The organism is Capnocytophaga sp. ARDL2 (genome assembly GCF_041530365.1).
Taxonomy (GTDB): domain Bacteria; phylum Bacteroidota; class Bacteroidia; order Flavobacteriales; family Flavobacteriaceae; genus Flavobacterium.
In genome coordinates this window covers 2,481,208-2,502,297 of sequence record NZ_CP168034.1, presented here as the reverse complement: position 1 = coordinate 2,502,297, position 21,090 = coordinate 2,481,208, and the positions used below count along the sequence as shown (strand labels likewise).

The following is a 21,090-nucleotide window of genomic DNA, read 5'->3' as shown; positions in this document are numbered from 1 at the left end:
TATTTATGAAACAAATATATAATAAATATGTACTATAAAAAAGTTTTTTTTATAAAATCGTATTTTCTATCGCTTTGTCAATAGTAAAAGAAAATTCAGAACCTACGTTGAGTTCGCTATCAACATAAATATGATTGTCATGAGCTTCGATGATGTGTTTTACAATCGAAAGTCCTAATCCAGAACCACCGATTTTCCTCGAGCGATGGTCATCGATTCTGTAAAAACGTTCAAAGATGCGATTGAGGTGTTTTTTTTCTATACCCATGCCATTGTCCGTAATTCGAACGATGTATTTTTTGTCTGTCAATTCTTCAATAGAAACCTCTGTAATTCCTCTTTCTCTTCCGTATTTTATCGAATTTGAAATCAAATTGACCAGTACTTGATAGATTTTTTCTTTATCGGCAAAAACATTAATTTTTCTATAATGTTCTTTGTCAAGCATTAGAGTGATGTCATTTTTTTCGGCTTTTTGTTCCAACATTTGAAAAATTTCTTTTACTAAATCTACAATGTCAAATGTTTCTTTTTCGATTTTGAGTTCAGTACTTTCCAATTTGGTAATCATATCCAAATCCGAAACAATTTTAATCAATCGTTCTACTCCATTAGTAGCTCTTTCGAGGTATTTTTTGACTAACTTTGGGTCTGTTATATCATTGTCTATAATCGTTTCTAAAAAGCCTTGAGTCGTAAATAAAGGAGTTTTTAGTTCGTGAGCTACATTTCCAATAAATTCTCTTCTATATTCCTCTTTTATTTTGAGTGTATCGATTTCAATCTTTTTATTTTGAGCCACTTTATGTACTTCTTCGGTTAGTACTTTCATATCAGTAGTGATTTGTTTTTTTCTCAAATCCTGATTGTTTAGGAGCGTTACAGTGTTGTAAATTTCTTGCAAATAGCTGTATATATGCTTTTCGATGCGAATCTGAATTATCAAAAAACATGTAATAAACATCAAGCAGATAAAGCAAAGATAGAAACCTATAATAGATTCATCAAAAAGATATTTTGATATAGAGTAATTGATTATCAGTCCGATGATCAATAGTAAAGAGGAAATGAAAGAAAAAAGATATCGATTTGAGGAATAAAAGTTCATGTATTATATCTCGTTATTTTCTAGTTTATAGCCAACACCTTTAACCGTTTTAAAATAGTTTTCGCCCAATTTTTCTCTTAATTTTCTGATGTGAACATCGATGGTTCTATCCCCAACAATCACTTCGTTTCCCCATACTTTTGAAAGAATTTCTTCTCGTTCAAAAACTTTTCCTGGGGTTGAAGCCAAAAGATAAAATAGTTCGAATTCTTTTTTAGGCAAAACAATTTCATTGCCTTCTTTGGTGACTTTATAAGCCGAACGGTCTATTACAAAGTTGAAAATCTTAATAGTATTTTCTATGTTGTTTTCATCTATTCTACGAAGCAAAGATTTTATTTTACTTACAAATATTTTAGGTTTTATAGGTTTTGAAATATAGTCATCTGCACCAGACTCCAATCCTTTGATTTGTGTTTGTTCTTCGCTGTTTGCAGATAAAAAAGCAATGATAGTATCTTGAAAAAGAATATTTTGTCGTAATTGTTTGCAGGCTTCTATACCGTTGAGTTCAGGCATCATTACATCCAAGACAATGAGATGAGGTTGGAATTTTTTTGCTATCTCGATTGCTTCTTTTCCATTGGATGCGGTTTCGATTTGATAGTTTTCTATTTCTAAATTGATACAAAGTAAATCTAATATATCTTGCTCATCGTCAACTAATAATATTTTGATATCGTTGTTTTTCATTTTGTGTAGAATTTTTATGCAAAGATATTTTGAATTGATGTTTTAGGAAATAAACTATCTTAAACTTAATAATTTCTTAATATACGATATTCGCTATGGTATGTTCATGTATTTGTGTGTTTGAGTAGAAATTCTCCATTTTGGGTTGTTTTTTACATATTCCACCACCAAAGGGAGCATTTCGTCTCTTTTGTCCCATTCTACTTGTAGGTAGAGAAGGGCATTGGGATTTACTTTATTCGCTTGTTCTTCAGCAAAAATAAAATCGTGTTTGTTGTAAATGATACATTTTAATTCATTTGCATGGTTATAAACACTTTGTGTAGGCAATTTTGTCTTTTTAGGCGAAAGGCAAATCCAATCCCATGTGCCAGAAAGTTCGTATGCACCTGAGGTTTCGATATTGGTTTTAAAGCCATTATCTTTCAATGATTGAGTAAGGGTAGTCAAATCCCAAATCAAAGGTTCGCCACCAGTGATCACCGCCAGATTACCGTTGTTTTTTGCTTCGTTGATAATTTGCTCTATAGGCAAGATCGGGTGAATGTCCACATCCCAGCTTTCCTTTACATCACACCAATGACACCCTACATCACAACCAGCAAGTCTGATGAAATAGGCAGCGTGTCCGGCATAAAAACCTTCCCCTTGAATCGTATAAAAAGCCTCCATTACTGGAAGCTCTTTTGTAGGATTAATTTTCATTGAAACATAATTATTTTATACGTAATAAATAATCTCCATAACCACTTTTACTCAATGGTTCGGCGATTTTGTGTAATTGTTCTTTTGTAATGTATCCCATACGGTAGGCTACTTCTTCGATGGCACCAATTTTCAAACCTTGTCTTTCTTCAATTACTTGTACAAATTGACCTGCTTGCATCAATGAAGCAAAAGTACCAGTATCTAGCCAAGCGGTACCTCTATCGAAAACACCTACTTTTAGTTTGCCTTGCTTTAGATATTCTTTATTTACGTCGGTGATTTCGTATTCACCACGTGCGGAAGGTTTGATTTCTTTGGCAATTTTAACAACCGAATTATCGTAGAAATACAATCCTGGTACAGCAAAATTTGATTTTGGAATTGCTGGTTTTTCTTCGATAGAAATTACTTCATTGTTTTCGTTAAACTCTACCACACCATATCTTTCTGGGTCGTGAACTGGGTAGGCAAACACCACTCCACCTTCTTCTTTGGTACAGTTTTGTAGTAATTTGCTCATACCACTTCCGTAAAAAATATTATCTCCTAAAATTAGAGCTACTTTGTCATCACTGATGAATTCCTCTCCGATAACGAATGCTTGAGCCAATCCGTTGGGTTCAGGTTGTTCGGCATATTCAAACCGACATCCTAGTTCTTTACCATCGCCTAATAATTTTTTGAAATGAGGCAAATCGTGAGGTGTAGAAATAATCAATATCTCGTTGATTCCAGCCAACATTAATGTTGATAACGGGTAGTAAATCATTGGTTTGTCATATACTGGCATCAATTGTTTACTAACTGCCAATGTTAATGGGCGAAGTCTAGTTCCAGAACCTCCGGCTAATATGATTCCTTTCATTTGATTTTTATTTTTTTACAAAAATACTAAAAAAAAACATAAAAATCTTTTAGAGGACTTTTTTCTATAAGTTTATTTCTAACTATTTGTACTAAAATCATTTACTAAATATTTAAGGAAAAAACATTTAATTTTAGAAATAATCATTTGGATATTGATAAAAATTATACTATTTTTAACGAAAATGATGAGAAATATGAAAGTAAAAATTAATATTGAGTTTCCGATAAATTCATCACCTCATTTATTGTTTCCGTATTTGTCCACGCCAACAGGGCTGTCTGAATGGTTTGCTGAAAAAGTTGAAGAAACAAATGATGTGTTTTCTTTTTACTGGGCTGATTCAATTGAAAAAGCCAAATTAATTAGTAAGCGTTTGGACGAAAAAGTTCGCTTTAAATGGTTGGATGAAAATGATAAAGAAACTGATGATATTTTTGAATTTAAAATCTCAGTAGATGAAATTACAAAGGATGTTTCTTTGATAGTAATTGATATGTGTGATGAGGATGAAGTAGAAGATCAAGAGATGCTTTGGGAAAATCAAATTCACGATTTGAAAATTATATTAGGTTCGGTGTAATATTTATTTTTTACCTTTGCACTTTTGATTATCAAAGTAAGCAGTTATGGTAAATTTCAACGGAACAATTATTGACAAAACAAGCATTTCTATAGAGCATAATCGTGCATTTTTGTACGGGGATGGTGTTTTTGAAACCATAAAATCATTGGACGGACAAATTTTGTTTTTAGAAGATCACTATTTCCGTTTGATGGCTTCTATGCGTATATTACGCATGGAAATTCCTATGGATTTTACGATGGAATTTTTAGAAAGTGAAATTCAAAAAACGATTGATGCTCAGATAACTAAAGTTGCTTCGTATAGAATCAGAGTTACATGTTTTAGAAATAATGGGGGAAAAGATTTACCAACAGATAGAGGTATTCAATTTTTGATTACGGTAGCTCCGTTGGAAAATATTTTGTATGAGTTGAATAATCAACCGTATGAAGTAGAAATTTTTAAAGATTTTCATCAACCAAAACATTTGATTTCTACTTTAAAAACTACCAATCGATTGATCAATATTACAGCCTCTGTTTTTGCAGAAGAAAACCAATATCAAAACGTGTTGTTAATCAATGAAGATAAAAATATTGTAGAAGCTATCAATGGGAATATTTATTTAATAGTTGATAATCAAATTGTAACGCCCCCAGTAGCAGATGGTTGTATCAATGGTATTATGCGTAAAAAACTGAAAGCTTTTTGCGAACGTATAGACGAGGTTCAGTGGGTAGAAAGAAGTATTTCGCCTTTTGAGTTGCAAAAAGCAGATGAATTGTGGATAAGTAATGCAATAGCAGGGATAATACCAATCACAAAATTTAGAAAAAAAGAATACACAAATGCTTTAGCCGAGCAACTCATCAATCGATTGAATGCCGCCGTACGTTTAGGTTAATTCATCGAAGGATCAATAGGAGCATTAGCCCAAATACTGTACATATTATTAAATGAAATAATCAACTCTTTCCATAATTCGGAAGGAGTTTTTTGTAATATATTCTCGTCAAAAGTATCAATAATTAACCAATATCCTTTTTTTACTTCATCTTCTAACTGCTCTTTTGTCCATCCGCAGTACCCCATAAAAAATCGCACATTTCCATCAATAGAGTCAGTGTGTGTGAAATCAATAAGTGCAGAATCTATATCACTTGATAGAAATAATTTACTTGTAACTGCTATTCCTCCAAAATCTTTTTTGGAGTGTAAAAAATACATTTCTTCTTCTGAAACAGGTCCTCCTAAATAGACTGTAGTTTCTCTTAATGAATAACTTTTTTCTATAAGCTCACCCATTTTTGCCTGAGCAGGTTCGTTTAATACCACACCTGTAACAAAACCTTCTTCGTCTTCGATAAGCAGAATAACAGTTTTGCTAAAAAAAGGGTCGCCATATATAGATAAATTAGCTACAAGAATTTTTCCTTTATAATTTGTATGGTTCATATTGTGTGATATTTTTTGGTACAATTTACAATTTATTTTCCTTATAATGTATCAACAATACTGAAAATAATATGATGAATACTCCTATCCATTGTGTATTAGTCAAAGTTTCTTTTAGGATAAAATAAGCAAATGTTGCTGAAATAGGCAATTCTAATGCTGATAAAATACTACCCAATCCAACTCCGGTCTTTGGGAATCCTTTGTTCATAAATATTGGCGGAATGACAGTTGCAAACAACGCCAATGGGATTCCGTAGGAATAAAACAATTCCCATCTGAATGCTTGGGGGAAAATAATCTTGTCGCTCAGTTGTAATGGATTGTAGCCAGCATGTGGTAGGACTTGGGTAAATAACGTAAAAAATGCCACAATAACAATACCTCCGCACAACATGTAAAAACTACGTTTGTATGGTGAGCATTGAGTAGCTACTGAAAACGCTCCAAACATCGTTGCTGAAAATGACAAAGCAGATAGAAAGCCAAAGAAAAAACCGAGACTGTTTAACTGAAAGTTTTTCCAAATTTGTGTAGTTAAAAATGTTCCTATGAGTACTAAAATTACAGCCAATGTCTTTCGTAAATCTGGAAATTTCTTTAGTCTTATAGCTTCGATCACAACCCCTATCCAAACGGACTGCATCAAAAACACTACGGCAATATTTGCGTTTAAAAATTTTACACATAGGTAATATAATACACTGGTAAACCCCATCGATGTTCCCCATAAAATGAGTTGGATTTTATTTTTAATTGTAGGTTTTACAAAATGGTCTTTAATAACAAGGCATAAAATAGCCATGCAAAAAAGACCTATGGAAAATTGGGCAGAAGAAATTTCGGCTGTCGAATGACCTTCTTTGTAGGATAGTTTGACTAATGAGGCTAAAATTCCATAGCAAGATGCTCCTATAGCTACATAAATACTCCCTTTTAACTTGTTGTTCAATTCCATTTTTAATTAATATATGCGAATTTACAAAAAAAGGATGGTTTGCGATGTACTATTTTTAAGTTGCTATTTTTTTACAGTGAAAATTAATAAGATGATAACAATCAAACTAAAATTAATTGGTTACATTTGAAACAATTTTTTAAAATTTATCTATGAATCGAATACAAGAACAGACTTTACAGGATTTGGAATTGCCGATTGTACTCGACAAAGTCAGCGAATTGTGTGTAACTGAATTGGGAAAAGAAAAAGCCAATCAAATTCGTCCATTTATTGATGAGGAAGCGTTGTTGCAGGAGTTGTATCAAACTTCGGAATTCATGTCGTCGTTTACAAACAACAATGTATTTCCCAATCATTATTTCGATTTATTGTATCACGAAATCAAATATTTACGTATAGAAAATAGCTATTTGGAACCACACGGTTTCCGAAAAATTTATCAATTGGTTTCTACCGCCAATGAATTATTGATTTTTATCAAAAAATTTAAAGAATACTATCCCTATATTGCGTTGTATGCCGAAAATTTTATGGTAAACAAAACTATTTTGCAATCCATAGATGCGGTTTTGGATAAATACGGCGAAATCAAAGACGGTGCATCTGCCGATTTGATGAGTATTCGCAAAAATATTCAATTGGTAAGAGGAAAAATCAACCAAAGTTTTGGAATTGCTCTTACGCAATACGGAAGTTCGGGTTATTTGGACGATATTAGAGAAACGATTGTAAACAATCGTCGCGTGTTGGCAGTCTTAGCAATGTACAGAAAGAAAGTTCGCGGTAGTCTGTTAGGACAATCCAAAACAGGAAATATTGTGTATATCGAACCCGAAACAGTAGCAAATTTTTCTCGTGAATTGTCCCATTTAGAATATGAAGAGAAAGAGGAAATCATCAAAATTATGCGAAGATTGACCGCAGAAATTAGTCCGTATGTCGATGAAATTGTAGGTTTTCAGGATTTTCTTTCGCAAATTGATGTGATTTGTGCCAAAGCTAAATATGCACAGCGAATTGGAGGTTTGTTGCCAACGATTTCCAAGAAAAAACGCTTGTATTTCCGAGAAGCCTATCATCCGATTTTGTTAGAAAACAATAGATTGTCAAAAAAAGAAACTTTTCCTCAGACTATAGAATTACACAATGAAAACAGGATTATTGTGATTTCTGGGCCAATGCAGGAGGAAAAAGTATTACGCTAAAAACCATAGGATTGTTGCAAACTATGTTGCAAAGTGGTTTGTTGATTCCAGTGCATGAGCGAAGTGAAACTTTCTTTTTTGATCGAATCATCAGTGATATTGGAGATAATCAATCGATTGAAAACCATTTGAGTACTTACAGTTATCGATTGAAAAATATGAATTATTTCCTCAAAAAAGCCAATGCTCAAACGCTGTTTTTGATAGACGAATTTGGTACGGGGTCTGACCCTGAGTTGGGAGGAGCCTTGGCAGAAGTGTTTTTGGAAGAATTTTACGAAAGAGAATCTTTTGGAATCATTACAACGCATTATACCAATTTGAAGATTTTGACCAATGAATTGCCTTTTGCAAGTAATGCCAATATGATGTTTGACGAACGTACATTCGAGCCTATGTACAAGTTGTCATTGGGGCAAGCAGGGAGTTCGTTTACCTTTGAAGTGGCACAAAAAAATGGCATTCCGTATAGTTTGATTAATCGAGCAAAGAAAAAAGTGGAAGGCGAAAAAGTGCGATTTGACAAGACGATTGCCAATTTGCAAAAAGAGCGTTCAAAATTGGAAAAAACATCAGAATTGCTCAAAGAAGAAGAAAAACGAGCAAGGCTTGAAAGCGAAAAAATGTCGAATATCAATTCGAAAATCCAAAATAAATTGGAACGCTACCAAGAATTGTATGATGCTAATCAACGATTGATTTATCTTGGGCAACGAATGGAAGATTTGTCGGAAAAATATTTCAACAACAAAGACAAAAAATCCCTAATCAGCGAATTGCTCAAAACGGTGGAAATTGAAAATTCCAAGCGAAAAAAGATTTCACAAAAAGAAAAAAAGCAAAAACAAGCTGAAGAGAAAAAAGTACAGCAGGAAATAGAACAAAAAATAGAAAAGATTCGAGAGGAAAAGAAAAAGCAAAAAGAGCATCAACAGCAAGTAAATAAAACGCATTTTCCATTGAAAGTAGGTGACCGAGTACGTATGATTGACGGAAAATCAGTCGGAACCATCGATGCCATCGAAAAAGGAAAAGCCATTGTCAATTACGGCTTTTTTACCTCAAAAACTCCGTTGGAACAATTGGAAATGGTGGAGAGGAAGAAGTAAGATAATTTGAAAATGGGATAGTTTGGAAATTTCTAAACCCGTTGTGCATTTTAAATTATACTTGCTTTAATTTTATTTATTTCCTTTTTTAATACAAATTTGTTAATGTATTGAATTAAGGTTAAAGCAGTTATTTTACTGATAATTCGTGTTTTAAAACCGTTGAATGATTTAGCATAATTCCTTTTAATCATAAATTGATCACAAAGTTGAGAAAATAGAGTTTCGATTCTTTTTCTCTTCTTTTTGAATAAATAAAATTGAGGTTTGTAATCTTTTTGATTTATTCTTTTAGGTGTATCTAACTGAATAGTAGCAGTGTTAAACAAATCTAATTGATATTGTGACGATATATAACCTCTATCACCAATCAAAACGCAATTTTGAATTTGAGAACTAACATCTTTTAAATAATGAACATCGTGAACAGATGCTGGAGTCATATCTAAACTTTGTACAATACCTTCTATTGAACAGATTATGTGTAATTTATATCCAAAATAATGTAACTTCTGACTAGCACAAAAACCATAATCAGGATATGAAAAACTTTCGTCTCTACAAATTTTACTTCTCATTGCTCTAGCATTTTCACATATTTTCAAAGGCATACTATCAATTACAAAATAACTCTCCTCTCTATTAAAACACATTGCAAGTTTTTCCCTAATCTGATTTATATAATAAAAAAGATTTCGTTTTCTTTTGTTATAAACACTTCTTTCTATTTTGTTTTTCAAAGAATTAGGTATTTTTCTAAAGAGTTGTAATTCACTATCAATACTTAAATATTCTGCTGTTAAATTTAAACTCACCAATTCTAAATCACTCATTTTTGGCTTTCTCCTTTGATAAGGTAAAAGTTGATGAGGAAAAAAATCTTCTAAAACTTCTAAAATTCTTTCGTATATTTGCTCTAAGTTGTTCATTTTTTATTTGTTTTAGCGAACTAAATATACTGAATTTCAGTTAAATGAACAACTTTTTTTATTTTATTTCATAATGCACAACAGGTTTTCTAAATCTCTCAATGCCGAAAGCACTAAATCATATTTTATGAACGAAATACCACAAGGAAAAACAGTAATATTATTTGATGGAGTATGTAATTTTTGCAATGATTATGTACAGAAAATCATACAATGGGACAAAAAAGAACAATTTGTCTTTGCGTCCTTACAATCAGAAGTGGGAGAAAAAATACGCAAATACATTGGAATCGAAAAAGATATCGATTCTATCGTGTATTACCGTCCAGGTTATGCCTATTATCTACGAGGCGATGCCATAGCAGAAATTATTAAAGATACCAATCATTGGAATAGTCCAATGGCGTTGATACGATTTGTACCCAAACCGTTGCGCGATTTTGGCTATGATTACTTTGCCAAAAATCGCTACAAATGGTACGGCAAAAAAGAAAAATGTATGGTGCCAACTCCTGAAATAAGAAAGAGATTTTTGTAGTGAACGTGTGTTTTTTTGCAATTACATAGATAATTATTACCTTTGGAGAATATGAAAAAAGTAAAAATCATAGAATGTCCGCGTGATGCCATGCAAGGTATCAAAGATTTTATTCCTACAGATATAAAGGTCAATTATTTACAATCATTATTAGATGTCGGGTTTGACTCGTTGGATTTTGGAAGTTTTGTGTCTCCAAAAGCCATTCCTCAGATGCAGGATACAGCTGAGGTGCTTTCTCGTTTAGATTTGAGCAAAACACAATCAAAATTGTTGGCGATTGTAGCCAATACCAAAGGTGCTGAAATGGCAGCTCAATATCCAGAAATTCAATATTTGGGATTTCCATTTTCTATTTCAGAAAATTTTCAAATGCGAAATACACATAAAACCATCGCAGAGTCGATTGTAACTTTGCAAGAGATTTTGGATATCGCACAAAAATCTGGAAAAGAAGTGGTAGCCTATTTGTCGATGGGATTTGGAAATCCGTATGGAGACCCTTGGAATGTGGAAATAGTAGGAGAATGGACAGAGAAATTAGATAGAATGGGAGTGAAAATTTTATCTTTGTCAGATACAATAGGTAGCTCTACACCTAAAGATATTTCGTATTTATTTAGTAATTTAATAACTAAATATCCGCATATAGAATTTGGAGCTCATTTGCACACAACTCCAGATACCTGGCATGAAAAAGTAGATGCTGCATTCAAAGCGGGGTGTACAAGATTTGATGGAGCTATCAAGGGGTTTGGAGGATGTCCAATGGCGAAAGATGATTTAACAGGGAATATGCCAACCGAAAAAATGTTGACTTACTTCACAGCAAATAAAGTAGATACAAATGTAAAAATGACATCATTTGAATCGGCATATAATGAAGCATTGAAAATTTTCACAAACTATCATTGATAAAGAGAAAAATGTTTAATATTCAGTTTACGTATTTTTCTATGTGAAAAAGATTTTATGTGAAATAGATGAAAGGAAGTACCGTTTAAAGGGAAATTCCTTTTATTTGTTTCACTTTTTTTTATATTTAACTGTTATCAAAGATTTTATAATAAAAAACTATGTTTAAAAAAACAATTAAAACGAATTGTCAAAAATGTATTTAATCTAAACAGATGATTTCTTCAATATGTTTTTAAAACACCATTTTATCATTGACAATTATTTATATATCTTGTATCTTTGTGAAAGATGAAAAAAGATTTAGTAGAAGGAGTAGATTATTACCTTTCCGAAAGTGGATTTCGTATTTTTACAGAAAAATATTTATTGGACAGAGGTTATTGTTGCAAAAGTGGTTGCAAGCATTGTCCCTATGGATTTGACAAAAATACAGGATTAATAAAAAAACAACTGAAAAAATAAAAAAAATGACTGATTTTCAACAACAAGTATTACAAGGTATTCCAGATGTTTTGCCTGCAAAGGCAGTATATGATCAAACGATAAATCACGCTCCAAAGCGTAAAGAAATTCTTACAGAAGAAGAAAAAAACTTGGCTTTGCGTAATGCGTTGAGGTATTTTGACCCAAAACATCACGAAATACTTTTGCCAGAATTTCGTGAAGAGTTGGAAAAATATGGTCGTATTTATATGTATCGTTTCCGCCCTAATTATCGAATGTATGCTCGTGATATTAATGAGTATCCAGGGAAATCACTACAAGCAAAGGCTATTCAGATGATGATTCAAAACAATTTGGATTATTCCGTAGCTCAACACCCACACGAATTGATTACTTATGGAGGAAACGGAGCAGTATTTAGCAATTGGGCTCAGTATTTGCTTACGATGAAATATTTGGCAGAAATGACTGATGAGCAAACATTGGTAATGTATTCTGGACACCCAATGGGATTGTTTCCATCGCATAAAAACGCTCCAAGAGTAGTAGTTACCAACGGAATGATGATTCCTAACTATTCAAAACCAGACGATTGGGAAAAATTCAATGCATTGGGAGTTACCCAATACGGACAAATGACCGCAGGTTCATATATGTACATTGGTCCACAAGGAATTGTACACGGTACTACGATTACAGTTTTAAACGGATTTAGAAAAATAGGAAAAGCCCCTAAAGGAAGTTTGTTTGTAACTTCAGGTTTGGGAGGAATGAGTGGAGCTCAACCCAAAGCAGGAACTATTGCAGGATGTGTGACGGTTTGTGCAGAGGTAAATCCAAAAATCACCAAAATTCGCCACGAACAAGGTTGGATTCACGAAATTATTCAAGATTTAGACCAATTGGTAGTTCGTGTACGAAAAGCATTGAATGATAAAGAAGTAGTTTCTTTGGCATATTTAGGAAATGTGGTAGATGTTTGGGAAAAATTTGACCAAGAAAACATTACCATCGATTTAGGTTCAGACCAAACATCATTGCACAATCCGTGGGCAGGAGGTTATTACCCTGTAGGAATTTCGTTTGAAGAATCGAATGAAATGATGGCAAATCAACCAGAATTGTTCAAAGAAAAAGTACAAGAATCTTTGAGAAGACACGCTACAGCAGTAAACAAACACACCGCAAAAGGTACTTATTTCTTCGACTACGGAAATGCCTTTTTGTTGGAAGCGTCTCGTGCAGGTGCCGATGTGATGAATCCTAACCCAACTTTAGGTAGAGAATTCAAATATCCGTCGTATGTGCAAGATATTATGGGACCTATGTGTTTTGATTACGGATTTGGACCATTTCGTTGGGTTTGTGCATCAAACAATCCAGAAGATTTGAAAAAAACCGACGATATTGCTTGTGAAGTTTTGGAAGAAATGATTAAAACTTCTCCTGCTGAAATCCAACAACAAATGAAAGACAACATTCAGTGGATTCGTGGAGCTCAAGAAAATAAATTGGTGGTAGGATCGCAAGCGCGTATTTTGTATGCAGATGCAGAAGGTCGTATGAAAATAGCCGAAGCCTTTAACAATGCCATCAAAGCAGGAAAAATCGGTCCAGTAGTATTGGGAAGAGACCATCATGATGTATCGGGTACAGACTCGCCATATAGAGAAACTTCAAATATTTACGACGGTTCGCGTTTTACAGCAGATATGGCTATTCACAATGTGATTGGAGACAGTTTCCGTGGAGCTACTTGGGTTTCTATCCACAACGGAGGTGGTGTAGGTTGGGGAGAAGTAATCAACGGAGGATTTGGAATGCTCCTCGATGGAACTCCAGAAGCCGAACAGCGATTGAAATCGATGCTGTTTTGGGATGTAAATAACGGTATTTCTCGTAGAAGTTGGGCAAGAAACGAAGGAGCAATTTTCGCAATCAAACGAGCTATGGAAGTAGAACCTTTGTTGAAAGTTACCTTGCCAAACGAAGTAGATGAAAGATTGTTGTAAGTCTTTGGTGTTTCAAGTTTGATTTTGTTTCAAGTTTTAAAACCTATAATTTGTAACCTATAACTTGTAACCTGCAACCCAAACCCCACAAAGTGCATAAACTAAAAAAAGAAAAAAATATGAAACTATTAAAAATGATTCCTTTATTAGGGATATTGGCATTAGCCTCGTGTAATACGGTGCAAGTAGCATCAGATTACGACAATACAGTCAATTTTCAAGAATTCAAAACCTATGCGTTTTTGAAAGAAGGAGTTGATGAAGTAAAAATATCGGATTTAGACAAAAAGCGAATTTTAAAAGCTATTGATGAAGAAATGTCAGCAAAAGGATACACCAAAAGTACCAATCCAGATTTGTTAATAAACATTTTTACCGATGCAAAACAAGTAGTAAGTGTCAATCATTACGTCGGTTGGGGTTATGGCTTTTATCGTCCTTGGGGTTGGAATCCGTGGATGTGGGGACCAGCCTATCCAATGGTAAGCACAAGTACCGAAGGAGTGTTGTATATCGATGTACTTTCAGCCAAAAACAAAGAATTGATTTGGCAAGGAAAAGGCACAGGATATTTGACGCATAAGCAAAGTAAAAAAGACCAACGCATCAAAGAATTTACAAACAAAGTGATGCAAAGTTTTCCTGTAAAATAGAATAAAACCGTCTTTTAGCAATCGTTAAAAGGCGGTTTTTATAAATAAAGAAAATATGGAAATAAGCAATTTGCTACAAAAAATAGGTTTTAGCACCTCACTCATCCAGCAAATAGTACAATTTGGAAATGTAAAAACATTTTCAACAGGTACAAAAGTATTTCATGAAAAAAGTTATTCGCCAGCAGTACCTTTGGTTCTGAAAGGTACACTAAAAATCACAAGAACCGAACCCGACGGTAGAGAATTATTGTTGTATTATGTATCGTCTGGCGAAAGCTGCGTGATGTCTTTTTTAGGGGGTATCAATTGCGAAACCAACAAAGTAAATGCAGAGATAGAGGATGAGGCAGAATTGTTATTTTTACCAATACAAAAAGTAACAGAATGGATCAAACAATATCCCGAATGGCAAAATTTTATTTTTCGACAATATCATAATCGATTTGAAGAATTGTTAAATATCGTCAACGAGATTGCATTCAAAAAAATAGATGAGCGACTCTGGGTTTTGCTACAAAAAAAATCAAAACTTACAGGAGATAAACTGTTACATACTACCCACGAACAGTTGGCAAACGAGTTAGGCACCTCCCGAGTAGTCATTTCACGCCTACTAAAACAGTTAGAAGAAGAAGGAAAAGTTCAATTGTCACGCAATAAAATCGAAATAAATGACACGATTAAATAAAGAATATTGGAATCTACGATGGCAAAATCAAGAAACAGGCTGGGATATCGGCTATGAATCTCCAGCGATTTGCCAATACATCAGCCAAAATGTACCCAAACACAGCAAGCTACTCATACCAGGATGTGGCAATGCGTACGAAGCCGAATATTTGGTAGCACAAGGCTACGAAAATATAACAATTCTCGATATATCACCTGTTTTAGTAGAGAAAATAAAGCAAAAATTCAAGCAATACCCGCAAGTAAAAGTACATTGTCAAGACTTTTTTGAGCATAAGGGAAGCTATGATTATATAGTAGAGCAGACGTTTTTCTGTGCAATACCACAGGAATGGCGACCAAAATATGCAGAAAAAACAGCTGAACTTTTAGCTCATCAAGGGAAAATTATTGGGTTGTTATTTGCAAAAGAATTTTACAACCAAACACCACCTTATGGCGGAACCAAAGCAGAATACGAACAACTATTTTCCAAACACTTTCATTTACAGACTATACAATTATGCGAAAATAGTATAAAACCCCGTAAAGGAGCAGAGTTGTTTATCGTATTTGTAAAAAAATAAATAAGATTTGGGCGTGCCACTCCGCCCGTTCCTCCTCGTACCTCGTCGGCACGAGCTAGGTGTCGCGTCGTCCACTATATCTTTTGTGTCGGCATTCGCCACCACAAAAGGATGCCGCTCCCACCGCTCACGCAAATAGTTGCAAAAAGGAATATTTTTTTACAGTATATATTGTAGAGTTAAATCCAACTTCGCCAAAGTTGAAACCACTGAGTTAATATTTTGACGAAGTTTTTTTAATCCGATAGATACATAGACTACATAGGTTATTTTATACGCAAAGGTCTCTGTTTCCTCCAAAAGCATAGCATCTCTGTTTTTTTTGTTGTAAAAAGAAAAGAAACAGCGACAATCCGTGTAATTTGCGAGAGAATTCACAAAGCGTATCGAAAGTATCCGTTGAAAACCAATTGTTTAAAAAATATTTCAAAATTTTTCTTCAAAACATTTGGAAGATAACAAAAACTTGTTCTATCTTTGCAATCCGTTCAAAGAGATAGGGGGCGATTAGCTCAGCTGGTTCAGAGCACCTCGTTTACACCGAGGGGGTCGGGGGTTCGAATCCCTCATCGCCCACGAAAGAAAAAAAACTAAAAAAGTTTTGTGTTTTAGAAAAAACTTTCTACTTTTGCAACCGCTTTAGAAACGAAGCGTTTTGTAAGTAGGGGGAGAAAAACTTTAACAAATTTTTTAACAAAATAAATTTTGGTAGTTTTAAAAATTCTTTCTACTTTTGCACTCGCTTTCTGAGAGGGGAGTGAAAGTAAAACAAGAGACGATCATAGAAAATATTTTATTGAATTAACAGCATACCTGAGAGAACAAGTAAAGTTGGGATAAAACATCATTAATATAAAAAATATACGATGAAGAGTTTGATCCTGGCTCAGGATGAACGCTAGCGGCAGGCCTAACACATGCAAGTCGAGGGGTAGAGCTACTTTAGTAGTTTGAGACCGGCGCACGGGTGCGTAACGCGTATGCAATCTACCTTATACAGAGGGATAGCCCAGAGAAATTTGGATTAATACCTCATAGTATATTTGAGTGGCATCATTTAGATATTAAAGATTTATCGGTATAAGATGAGCATGCGTCCCATTAGTTAGTTGGTGTGGTAACGGCATACCAAGACGATGATGGGTAGGGGTCCTGAGAGGGAGATCCCCCACACTGGTACTGAGACACGGACCAGACTCCTACGGGAGGCAGCAGTGAGGAATATTGGTCAATGGAGGCAACTCTGAACCAGCCATGCCGCGTGCAGGAAGAATGTCCTATGGATTGTAAACTGCTTTTGTACGGGAAGAAAACGTGCTATGTATAGCAAACTGACGGTACCGTAAGAATAAGGATCGGCTAACTCCGTGCCAGCAGCCGCGGTAATACGGAGGATCCGAGCGTTATCCGGAATCATTGGGTTTAAAGGGTCCGTAGGCGGGATTATAAGTCAGTGGTGAAAGTTTGCAGCTTAACTGTAAAATTGCCATTGATACTGTAGTTCTTGAATTTTTGTGAAGTAACTAGAATATGTAGTGTAGCGGTGAAATGCATAGATATTACATGGAATACCAATTGCGAAGGCAGGTTACTAACAAAGGATTGACGCTGATGGACGAAAGCGTGGGTAGCGAACAGGATTAGATACCCTGGTAGTCCACGCTGTAAACGATGGATACTAGCTGTTTGGTTTTCGGACTGAGTGGCTAAGCGAAAGTGATAAGTATCCCACCTGGGGAGTACGCACGCAAGTGTGAAACTCAAAGGAATTGACGGGCTCGCACAAGCGGTGGAGCATGTGGTTTAATTCGATGATACGCGAGGAACCTTACCAGGGCTTAAATGTAGATTGACTTATTTGGAAACAGATATTTCTTCGGACAATTTACAAGGTGCTGCATGGTTGTCGTCAGCTCGTGCCGTGAGGTGTCAGGTTAAGTCCTATAACGAGCGCAACCCCTGTTGTTAGTTGCCAACGAGTGATGTCGGGAACTCTAGCAAGACTGCCGGTGTAAACCGTGAGGAAGGTGGGGATGACGTCAAATCATCACGGCCCTTACGTCCTGGGCCACACACGTGCTACAATGGCCGGTACAGAGAGCAGCCACTTGGTGACAAGGAGCGAATCTATAAAGCCGGTCACAGTTCGGATTGGAGTCTGCAACTCGACTCTATGAAGCTGGAATCGCTAGTAATCGGATATCAGCCATGATCCGGTGAATACGTTCCCGGGCCTTGTACACACCGCCCGTCAAGCCATGGAAGCTGGGGGTACCTGAAGTCGGTGACCGCAAGGAGCTGCCTAGGGTAAAACTGGTAACTGGGGCTAAGTCGTAACAAGGTAGCCGTACCGGAAGGTGCGGCTGGAACACCTCCTTTCTAGAGATGTCCGACTTTACCTCTCGCTGTTGGTTCAAATAAATGGATAAAATAGAAGGATATACAGAGTCTCGTAGCTCAGCTGGTTAGAGTACTACACTGATAATGTAGGGGTCGGCAGTTCGAGTCTGCCCGGGACTACTAGTATTAAATAGGAAATTCTAGAAGTTGAGCAGTTATGCGGTAGATAAGGCAAAACAAATAACTCGTAGAATGTATGGGGAATTAGCTCAGCTGGCTAGAGCGCCTGCCTTGCACGCAGGAGGTCAAGGGTTCGACTCCCTTATTCTCCACAAATCCGAGAGGAAGACAAGTTCATAGACATATTGGGAAAACACAAATAGATAGAAAAATAAAAAGCACGATTTTTTGTGATAGAGATATTACAAGAGATAAAAAGAGCACAATAAGCAAAATAAGGGCGTATGGGGGATGCCTAGGCTCTCAGAGGCGAAGAAGGACGTGATAAGCTGCGAAAAGCTACGGGTATTGGCACATACGATTAGATCCGTAGATATCCGAATGGGGCAACCCACTAGTTTGAAGAACTAGTATCCGATAGGAGGCGAACCCGCTGAACTGAAACATCTAAGTAGGCGGAGGAAAAGAAAACAAAAGTGATTCCGAGAGTAGTGGCGAGCGAAATCGGAAAAGCCCAAACCAAAGTTGTTTTGGCAATTTTGGGGTTGTAGGACCACGATATTTTAATCAAAGGGAACTAGAAGTATCTGGAAAGATACACCGTAGAGAGTGATAGTCTCGTATAGGTAAACGATGTATTAAATAGTGGTATCCTGAGTAGGGCGGGGCACGTGGAACCCTGTCTGAATCCACCGGGACCATCCGGTAAGGCTAAATACTCCTGAGAGACCGATAGTGAACCAGTACCGTGAGGGAAAGGTGAAAAGAACCGTGAATAACGGAGTGAAAAAGAACCTGAAACCATACGCTTACAAGCGGTCGGAGCCCATTAGTTGGGTGACGGCGTGCCTTTTGCATAATGAGCCTACGAGTTACCGTTGCTGGCGAGGTTAAGTGATTAAGTCACGCAGCCGAAGCGAAAGCGAGTCTGAATAGGGCGTTATAGTCAGTAATGGTAGACGCGAAACCGTGTGATCTACCCATGGGCAGGTTGAAGTTTGGGTAACACCAAATGGAGGACCGAACCGGTTGACGTTGAAAAGTCTTCGGATGACCTGTGGGTAGGGGTGAAAGGCCAATCAAACTCGGAAATAGCTCGTACTCCCCGAAATGCATTTAGGTGCAGCGTTTATTATAGTTTATTAGAGGTAGAGCTACTGATTGGATGCGGGGGCTTCACCGCCTACCAATTCCTGACAAACTCCGAATGCTAATAAATGATTATAAACAGTGAGGGCATGGGTGCTAAGGTCCATGTCCGAGAGGGAAAGAACCCAGACCATCAGCTAAGGTCCCGAAATGTATGCTAAGTTGAACAAACGCGGTTTGACTGCCTAGACAGCTAGGATGTTGGCTTGGAAGCAGCCATTCATTTAAAGAGTGCGTAACAGCTCACTAGTCGAGCGGTCGAGCATGGATAATAAACGGGCATAAGTATACTACCGAAGCTATGGACAGATATACTGTGGTAGGGGAGCATTCTAAACTGGGTAGAAGAAGTACTGCGAGGTATTTTGGACTGTTTAGAAAAGAAAATGTAGGCATAAGTAACGATAATGCGGGCGAGAAACCCGCACACCGTAAGACCAAGGTTTCCTCAGCTATGCTAATCAGCTGAGGGTTAGTCGGGACCTAAGGCACACCCGAAGGGGGACGTCGATGGCCAACGGATTAATATTTCCGTACTTCTTATAGTTGTGATGGAGTGACGCAGTGGTGAAAGTACCGCGAACTGACGGAATAGTTCGTTAAAGGTCGTAGCTATAGACTTTATAGTAAAATGCGTAGAGTTTGGCGAAAACTGATAGTACTCGGAATCTACGGATGATGAGATAGTGTACCTAAAGGCTGCCAAGAAAAGCTTCTAAACATAGATTATAAGAACCCGTACCACAAACCGACACAGGTGGTCGAGGAGAGTATCCTCAGGTGCTCGAGAGATTCATGGCTAAGGAATTAGGCAAAATAGACCTGTAACTTCGGGAGAAAGGTCGCCAGCGCAAGCCTGGCCGCAGTGAAAAGGTCCAGGCGACTGTTTATCAAAAACACAGGGCTCTGCAAAATCGAGAGATGAAGTATAGGGCCTGACACCTGCCCGGTGCTGGAAGGTTAAGAGGAGATGTTAGATTAATCGAAGCATTGAATTGAAGCCCCAGTAAACGGCGGCCGTAACTATAACGGTCCTAAGGTAGCGAAATTCCTTGTCGGGTAAGTTCCGACCTGCACGAATGGTGTAACGATCTGGACACTGTCTCAGCCATGAGCTCGGTGAAATTGTAGTATCGGTGAAGATGCCGATTACCCGCAGTGGGACGAAAAGACCCTGTGCACCTTTACTATAGCTTAGTATTGTTCTTGGATAAGTGATGTGTAGGATAGGTGGGAGACTATGAACTGGGTTCGCCAGGATTCAGGGAGTCATTGTTGAAATACCACCCTTTGCTTATCTGAGGACTAACTCTTTTTTTAGAGAGGACATTGCTTGGTGGGTAGTTTGACTGGGGTGGTCGCCTCCAAAAGAGTAACGGAGGCTTCTAAAGGTTCCCTCAGCACGCTTGGTAACCGTGCGTAGAGTGCAATGGCAAAAGGGAGCTTGACTGCGAGACTTACAAGTCGAACAGGTACGAAAGTAGAGCATAGTGATCCGGTGGTTCCGTATGGAAGGGCCATCGCTCAAAGGATAAAAGGTACGCCGGGGATAACAGGCTGATCTCCCCCAAGAGCTCACATCGACGGGGGGGTTTGGCACCTCGATGTCGGCTCGTCACATCCTGGGGCTGGAGAAGGTCCCAAGGGTTGGGCTGTTCGCCCATTAAAGTGGCACGCGAGCTGGGTTCAGAACGTCGTGAGACAGTTCGGTCTCTATCTACTGCGGGCGTTAGAAATTTGCGTGGATCTGATTCTAGTACGAGAGGACCGAATTGGACTAACCTCTGGTGTATCAGTTGTGCCGCCAGGTGCATTGCTGAGTAGCTACGTTGGGAAGGGATAAGTGCTGAAAGCATATAAGTACGAAACCCACCACAAGATGAGATTTCTTTAGAAGGGTCGTTGGAGATGACAACGTTGATAGGCTATAGATGTAAAGGCAGTAATGTCAAAGTCGAGTAGTACTAATCACCCGTAAGCTTATGTGCTCTAAGAG

At 36.8% G+C, this 21,090-nt stretch carries 16 protein-coding genes, 3 tRNA genes, 2 rRNA genes and 1 pseudogene; 15 read left to right on the top strand and 7 right to left on the bottom strand.

The features are described 5' to 3' along the window. Positions 1 to 49 precede the first annotated feature (49 nt). The 4 genes from AB4865_RS12660 to rfbA form a co-directional block, all read right to left on the bottom strand. On the bottom strand, positions 50 to 946 hold the full coding sequence (locus AB4865_RS12660; RefSeq protein ID WP_372473679.1) for a sensor histidine kinase: 897 nt from the start codon (positions 944 to 946) through the stop codon (positions 50 to 52). A gap of 165 nt (positions 947 to 1,111) precedes the next feature. Next, a complete protein-coding gene (locus AB4865_RS12655; RefSeq protein ID WP_372473678.1) occupies positions 1,112 to 1,801 on the bottom strand; it encodes a response regulator transcription factor in 690 nt (229 codons plus the stop codon). Positions 1,802 to 1,894: 93 nt separating this feature from the next. Continuing rightward, positions 1,895 to 2,506, bottom strand: a complete 612-nt coding sequence (locus tag AB4865_RS12650) for a 7-carboxy-7-deazaguanine synthase QueE (protein ID WP_372473677.1) — start codon at positions 2,504 to 2,506, stop codon at positions 1,895 to 1,897. Positions 2,507 to 2,516: 10 nt separating this feature from the next. Next, positions 2,517 to 3,374, bottom strand: a complete 858-nt coding sequence (gene rfbA, locus AB4865_RS12645) for a glucose-1-phosphate thymidylyltransferase RfbA (protein ID WP_372473676.1) — start codon at positions 3,372 to 3,374, stop codon at positions 2,517 to 2,519. Between the two features lie 196 nt (positions 3,375 to 3,570). Between rfbA and AB4865_RS12640 the strand changes: the two genes are divergently transcribed. Together AB4865_RS12640 and AB4865_RS12635 are read left to right on the top strand one after the other, a co-directional pair. Next, the gene (locus AB4865_RS12640) at positions 3,571 to 3,957 is read left to right on the top strand and encodes an START-like domain-containing protein (RefSeq protein ID WP_372473675.1); all 387 of its coding nucleotides are present in this window, start codon (positions 3,571 to 3,573) and stop codon (positions 3,955 to 3,957) included. A 46-nt stretch (positions 3,958 to 4,003) separates the two neighbouring features. Further along, positions 4,004 to 4,846 (top strand): aminotransferase class IV, encoded by an 843-nt coding sequence (locus AB4865_RS12635; protein WP_372473674.1) that lies wholly within the window; start codon positions 4,004 to 4,006, stop codon positions 4,844 to 4,846. Here the strand turns inward: AB4865_RS12635 and AB4865_RS12630 are convergent. Both AB4865_RS12630 and AB4865_RS12625 read right to left on the bottom strand, forming a co-directional pair. Beyond that, positions 4,843 to 5,397 carry a YqgE/AlgH family protein gene (locus AB4865_RS12630; RefSeq protein ID WP_372473673.1) on the bottom strand — a complete coding sequence of 185 codons (555 nt, stop codon included), beginning with the start codon at positions 5,395 to 5,397 and terminating at the stop codon, positions 4,843 to 4,845. The two genes, AB4865_RS12635 and AB4865_RS12630, sit on opposite strands and share 4 nt — an antisense overlap. Before the next feature lie 25 nt (positions 5,398 to 5,422). Then, positions 5,423 to 6,355 (bottom strand): DMT family transporter, encoded by a 933-nt coding sequence (locus AB4865_RS12625; RefSeq protein ID WP_372473672.1) that lies wholly within the window; start codon positions 6,353 to 6,355, stop codon positions 5,423 to 5,425. A 152-nt stretch (positions 6,356 to 6,507) separates the two neighbouring features. On the opposite strand from AB4865_RS12625, the pseudogene AB4865_RS12620 reads away from it, so the two are divergent. Beyond that, a pseudogene (locus tag AB4865_RS12620) lies at positions 6,508 to 8,672 on the top strand (DNA mismatch repair protein MutS). A gap of 50 nt (positions 8,673 to 8,722) precedes the next feature. Here the strand turns inward: AB4865_RS12620 and AB4865_RS12615 are convergent. Then, positions 8,723 to 9,601: an IS982 family transposase gene (locus AB4865_RS12615; protein WP_372472445.1), complete on the bottom strand. Its 879-nt coding sequence runs from the start codon at positions 9,599 to 9,601 to the stop codon at positions 8,723 to 8,725. Positions 9,602 to 9,728: 127 nt separating this feature from the next. On the opposite strand from AB4865_RS12615, the gene AB4865_RS12610 reads away from it, so the two are divergent. From AB4865_RS12610 to AB4865_RS12555, 12 genes are all read left to right on the top strand, one after another. Then, positions 9,729 to 10,139, top strand: coding sequence for a thiol-disulfide oxidoreductase DCC family protein (locus tag AB4865_RS12610; protein WP_372473671.1), 411 nt, complete (start codon positions 9,729 to 9,731; stop codon positions 10,137 to 10,139). 51 nt (positions 10,140 to 10,190) lie between these two features. Next, a complete protein-coding gene (locus AB4865_RS12605; RefSeq protein ID WP_372473670.1) occupies positions 10,191 to 11,054 on the top strand; it encodes a hydroxymethylglutaryl-CoA lyase in 864 nt (287 codons plus the stop codon). Between the two features lie 291 nt (positions 11,055 to 11,345). Further along, entirely contained in the window at positions 11,346 to 11,519 is a 174-nt protein-coding gene (locus AB4865_RS12600; RefSeq protein ID WP_372473669.1) for a DUF5522 domain-containing protein, read from the top strand. Between the two features lie 5 nt (positions 11,520 to 11,524). Beyond that, positions 11,525 to 13,513 (top strand): urocanate hydratase, encoded by a 1,989-nt coding sequence (locus AB4865_RS12595; RefSeq protein ID WP_372473668.1) that lies wholly within the window; start codon positions 11,525 to 11,527, stop codon positions 13,511 to 13,513. Positions 13,514 to 13,632: 119 nt separating this feature from the next. Further along, positions 13,633 to 14,166 (top strand): DUF4136 domain-containing protein, encoded by a 534-nt coding sequence (locus AB4865_RS12590; protein WP_372473667.1) that lies wholly within the window; start codon positions 13,633 to 13,635, stop codon positions 14,164 to 14,166. 55 nt (positions 14,167 to 14,221) lie between these two features. Further along, complete coding sequence (locus AB4865_RS12585) at positions 14,222 to 14,857, top strand: Crp/Fnr family transcriptional regulator (RefSeq protein ID WP_372473666.1); 636 nt, start codon at positions 14,222 to 14,224, stop codon at positions 14,855 to 14,857. After that, a complete protein-coding gene (locus AB4865_RS12580) occupies positions 14,841 to 15,425 on the top strand; it encodes a methyltransferase domain-containing protein (RefSeq protein ID WP_372473665.1) in 585 nt (194 codons plus the stop codon). Before AB4865_RS12585 ends, AB4865_RS12580 begins: the two co-directional genes overlap by 17 nt. Positions 15,426 to 15,926: 501 nt before the next feature. Then, positions 15,927 to 16,001: transfer RNA gene (locus tag AB4865_RS12575), tRNA-Val, on the top strand. A 287-nt stretch (positions 16,002 to 16,288) separates the two neighbouring features. Further along, positions 16,289 to 17,804: ribosomal RNA gene (locus tag AB4865_RS12570) — 16S ribosomal RNA — on the top strand. 67 nt (positions 17,805 to 17,871) lie between these two features. After that, positions 17,872 to 17,945, top strand: a tRNA-Ile gene (locus AB4865_RS12565). A gap of 78 nt (positions 17,946 to 18,023) precedes the next feature. Beyond that, positions 18,024 to 18,097, top strand: a tRNA-Ala gene (locus AB4865_RS12560). A 111-nt stretch (positions 18,098 to 18,208) separates the two neighbouring features. Next, a 23S ribosomal RNA gene (locus tag AB4865_RS12555) occupies positions 18,209 to 21,083 on the top strand. Together the 16S and 23S rRNA genes with 3 tRNA genes alongside form the textbook arrangement of a ribosomal RNA operon. Positions 21,084 to 21,090 lie beyond the last annotated feature (7 nt).

Excerpts from the sequence above, each read along its gene's own strand:
- AB4865_RS12655 (WP_372473678.1), bottom strand. The coding sequence starts at position 1,801 with ATGAAAAACAACGATATCAAAATATTATTAGTTGACGATGAGCAAGAT.
- AB4865_RS12650 (WP_372473677.1), bottom strand. The coding sequence starts at position 2,506 with ATGAAAATTAATCCTACAAAAGAGCTTCCAGTAATGGAGGCTTTTTAT.
- rfbA (WP_372473676.1), bottom strand. The coding sequence starts at position 3,374 with ATGAAAGGAATCATATTAGCCGGAGGTTCTGGAACTAGACTTCGCCCA.
- AB4865_RS12640 (WP_372473675.1), top strand. The coding sequence starts at position 3,571 with ATGAAAGTAAAAATTAATATTGAGTTTCCGATAAATTCATCACCTCAT.
- AB4865_RS12635 (WP_372473674.1), top strand. The coding sequence starts at position 4,004 with ATGGTAAATTTCAACGGAACAATTATTGACAAAACAAGCATTTCTATA.
- AB4865_RS12630 (WP_372473673.1), bottom strand. The coding sequence starts at position 5,397 with ATGAACCATACAAATTATAAAGGAAAAATTCTTGTAGCTAATTTATCT.
- AB4865_RS12625 (WP_372473672.1), bottom strand. The coding sequence starts at position 6,355 with ATGGAATTGAACAACAAGTTAAAAGGGAGTATTTATGTAGCTATAGGA.
- AB4865_RS12615 (WP_372472445.1), bottom strand. The coding sequence starts at position 9,601 with ATGAACAACTTAGAGCAAATATACGAAAGAATTTTAGAAGTTTTAGAA.
- AB4865_RS12610 (WP_372473671.1), top strand. The coding sequence starts at position 9,729 with ATGAACGAAATACCACAAGGAAAAACAGTAATATTATTTGATGGAGTA.
- AB4865_RS12605 (WP_372473670.1), top strand. The coding sequence starts at position 10,191 with ATGAAAAAAGTAAAAATCATAGAATGTCCGCGTGATGCCATGCAAGGT.
- AB4865_RS12600 (WP_372473669.1), top strand. The coding sequence starts at position 11,346 with ATGAAAAAAGATTTAGTAGAAGGAGTAGATTATTACCTTTCCGAAAGT.
- AB4865_RS12595 (WP_372473668.1), top strand. The coding sequence starts at position 11,525 with ATGACTGATTTTCAACAACAAGTATTACAAGGTATTCCAGATGTTTTG.
- AB4865_RS12590 (WP_372473667.1), top strand. The coding sequence starts at position 13,633 with ATGAAACTATTAAAAATGATTCCTTTATTAGGGATATTGGCATTAGCC.
- AB4865_RS12585 (WP_372473666.1), top strand. The coding sequence starts at position 14,222 with ATGGAAATAAGCAATTTGCTACAAAAAATAGGTTTTAGCACCTCACTC.
- AB4865_RS12580 (WP_372473665.1), top strand. The coding sequence starts at position 14,841 with ATGACACGATTAAATAAAGAATATTGGAATCTACGATGGCAAAATCAA.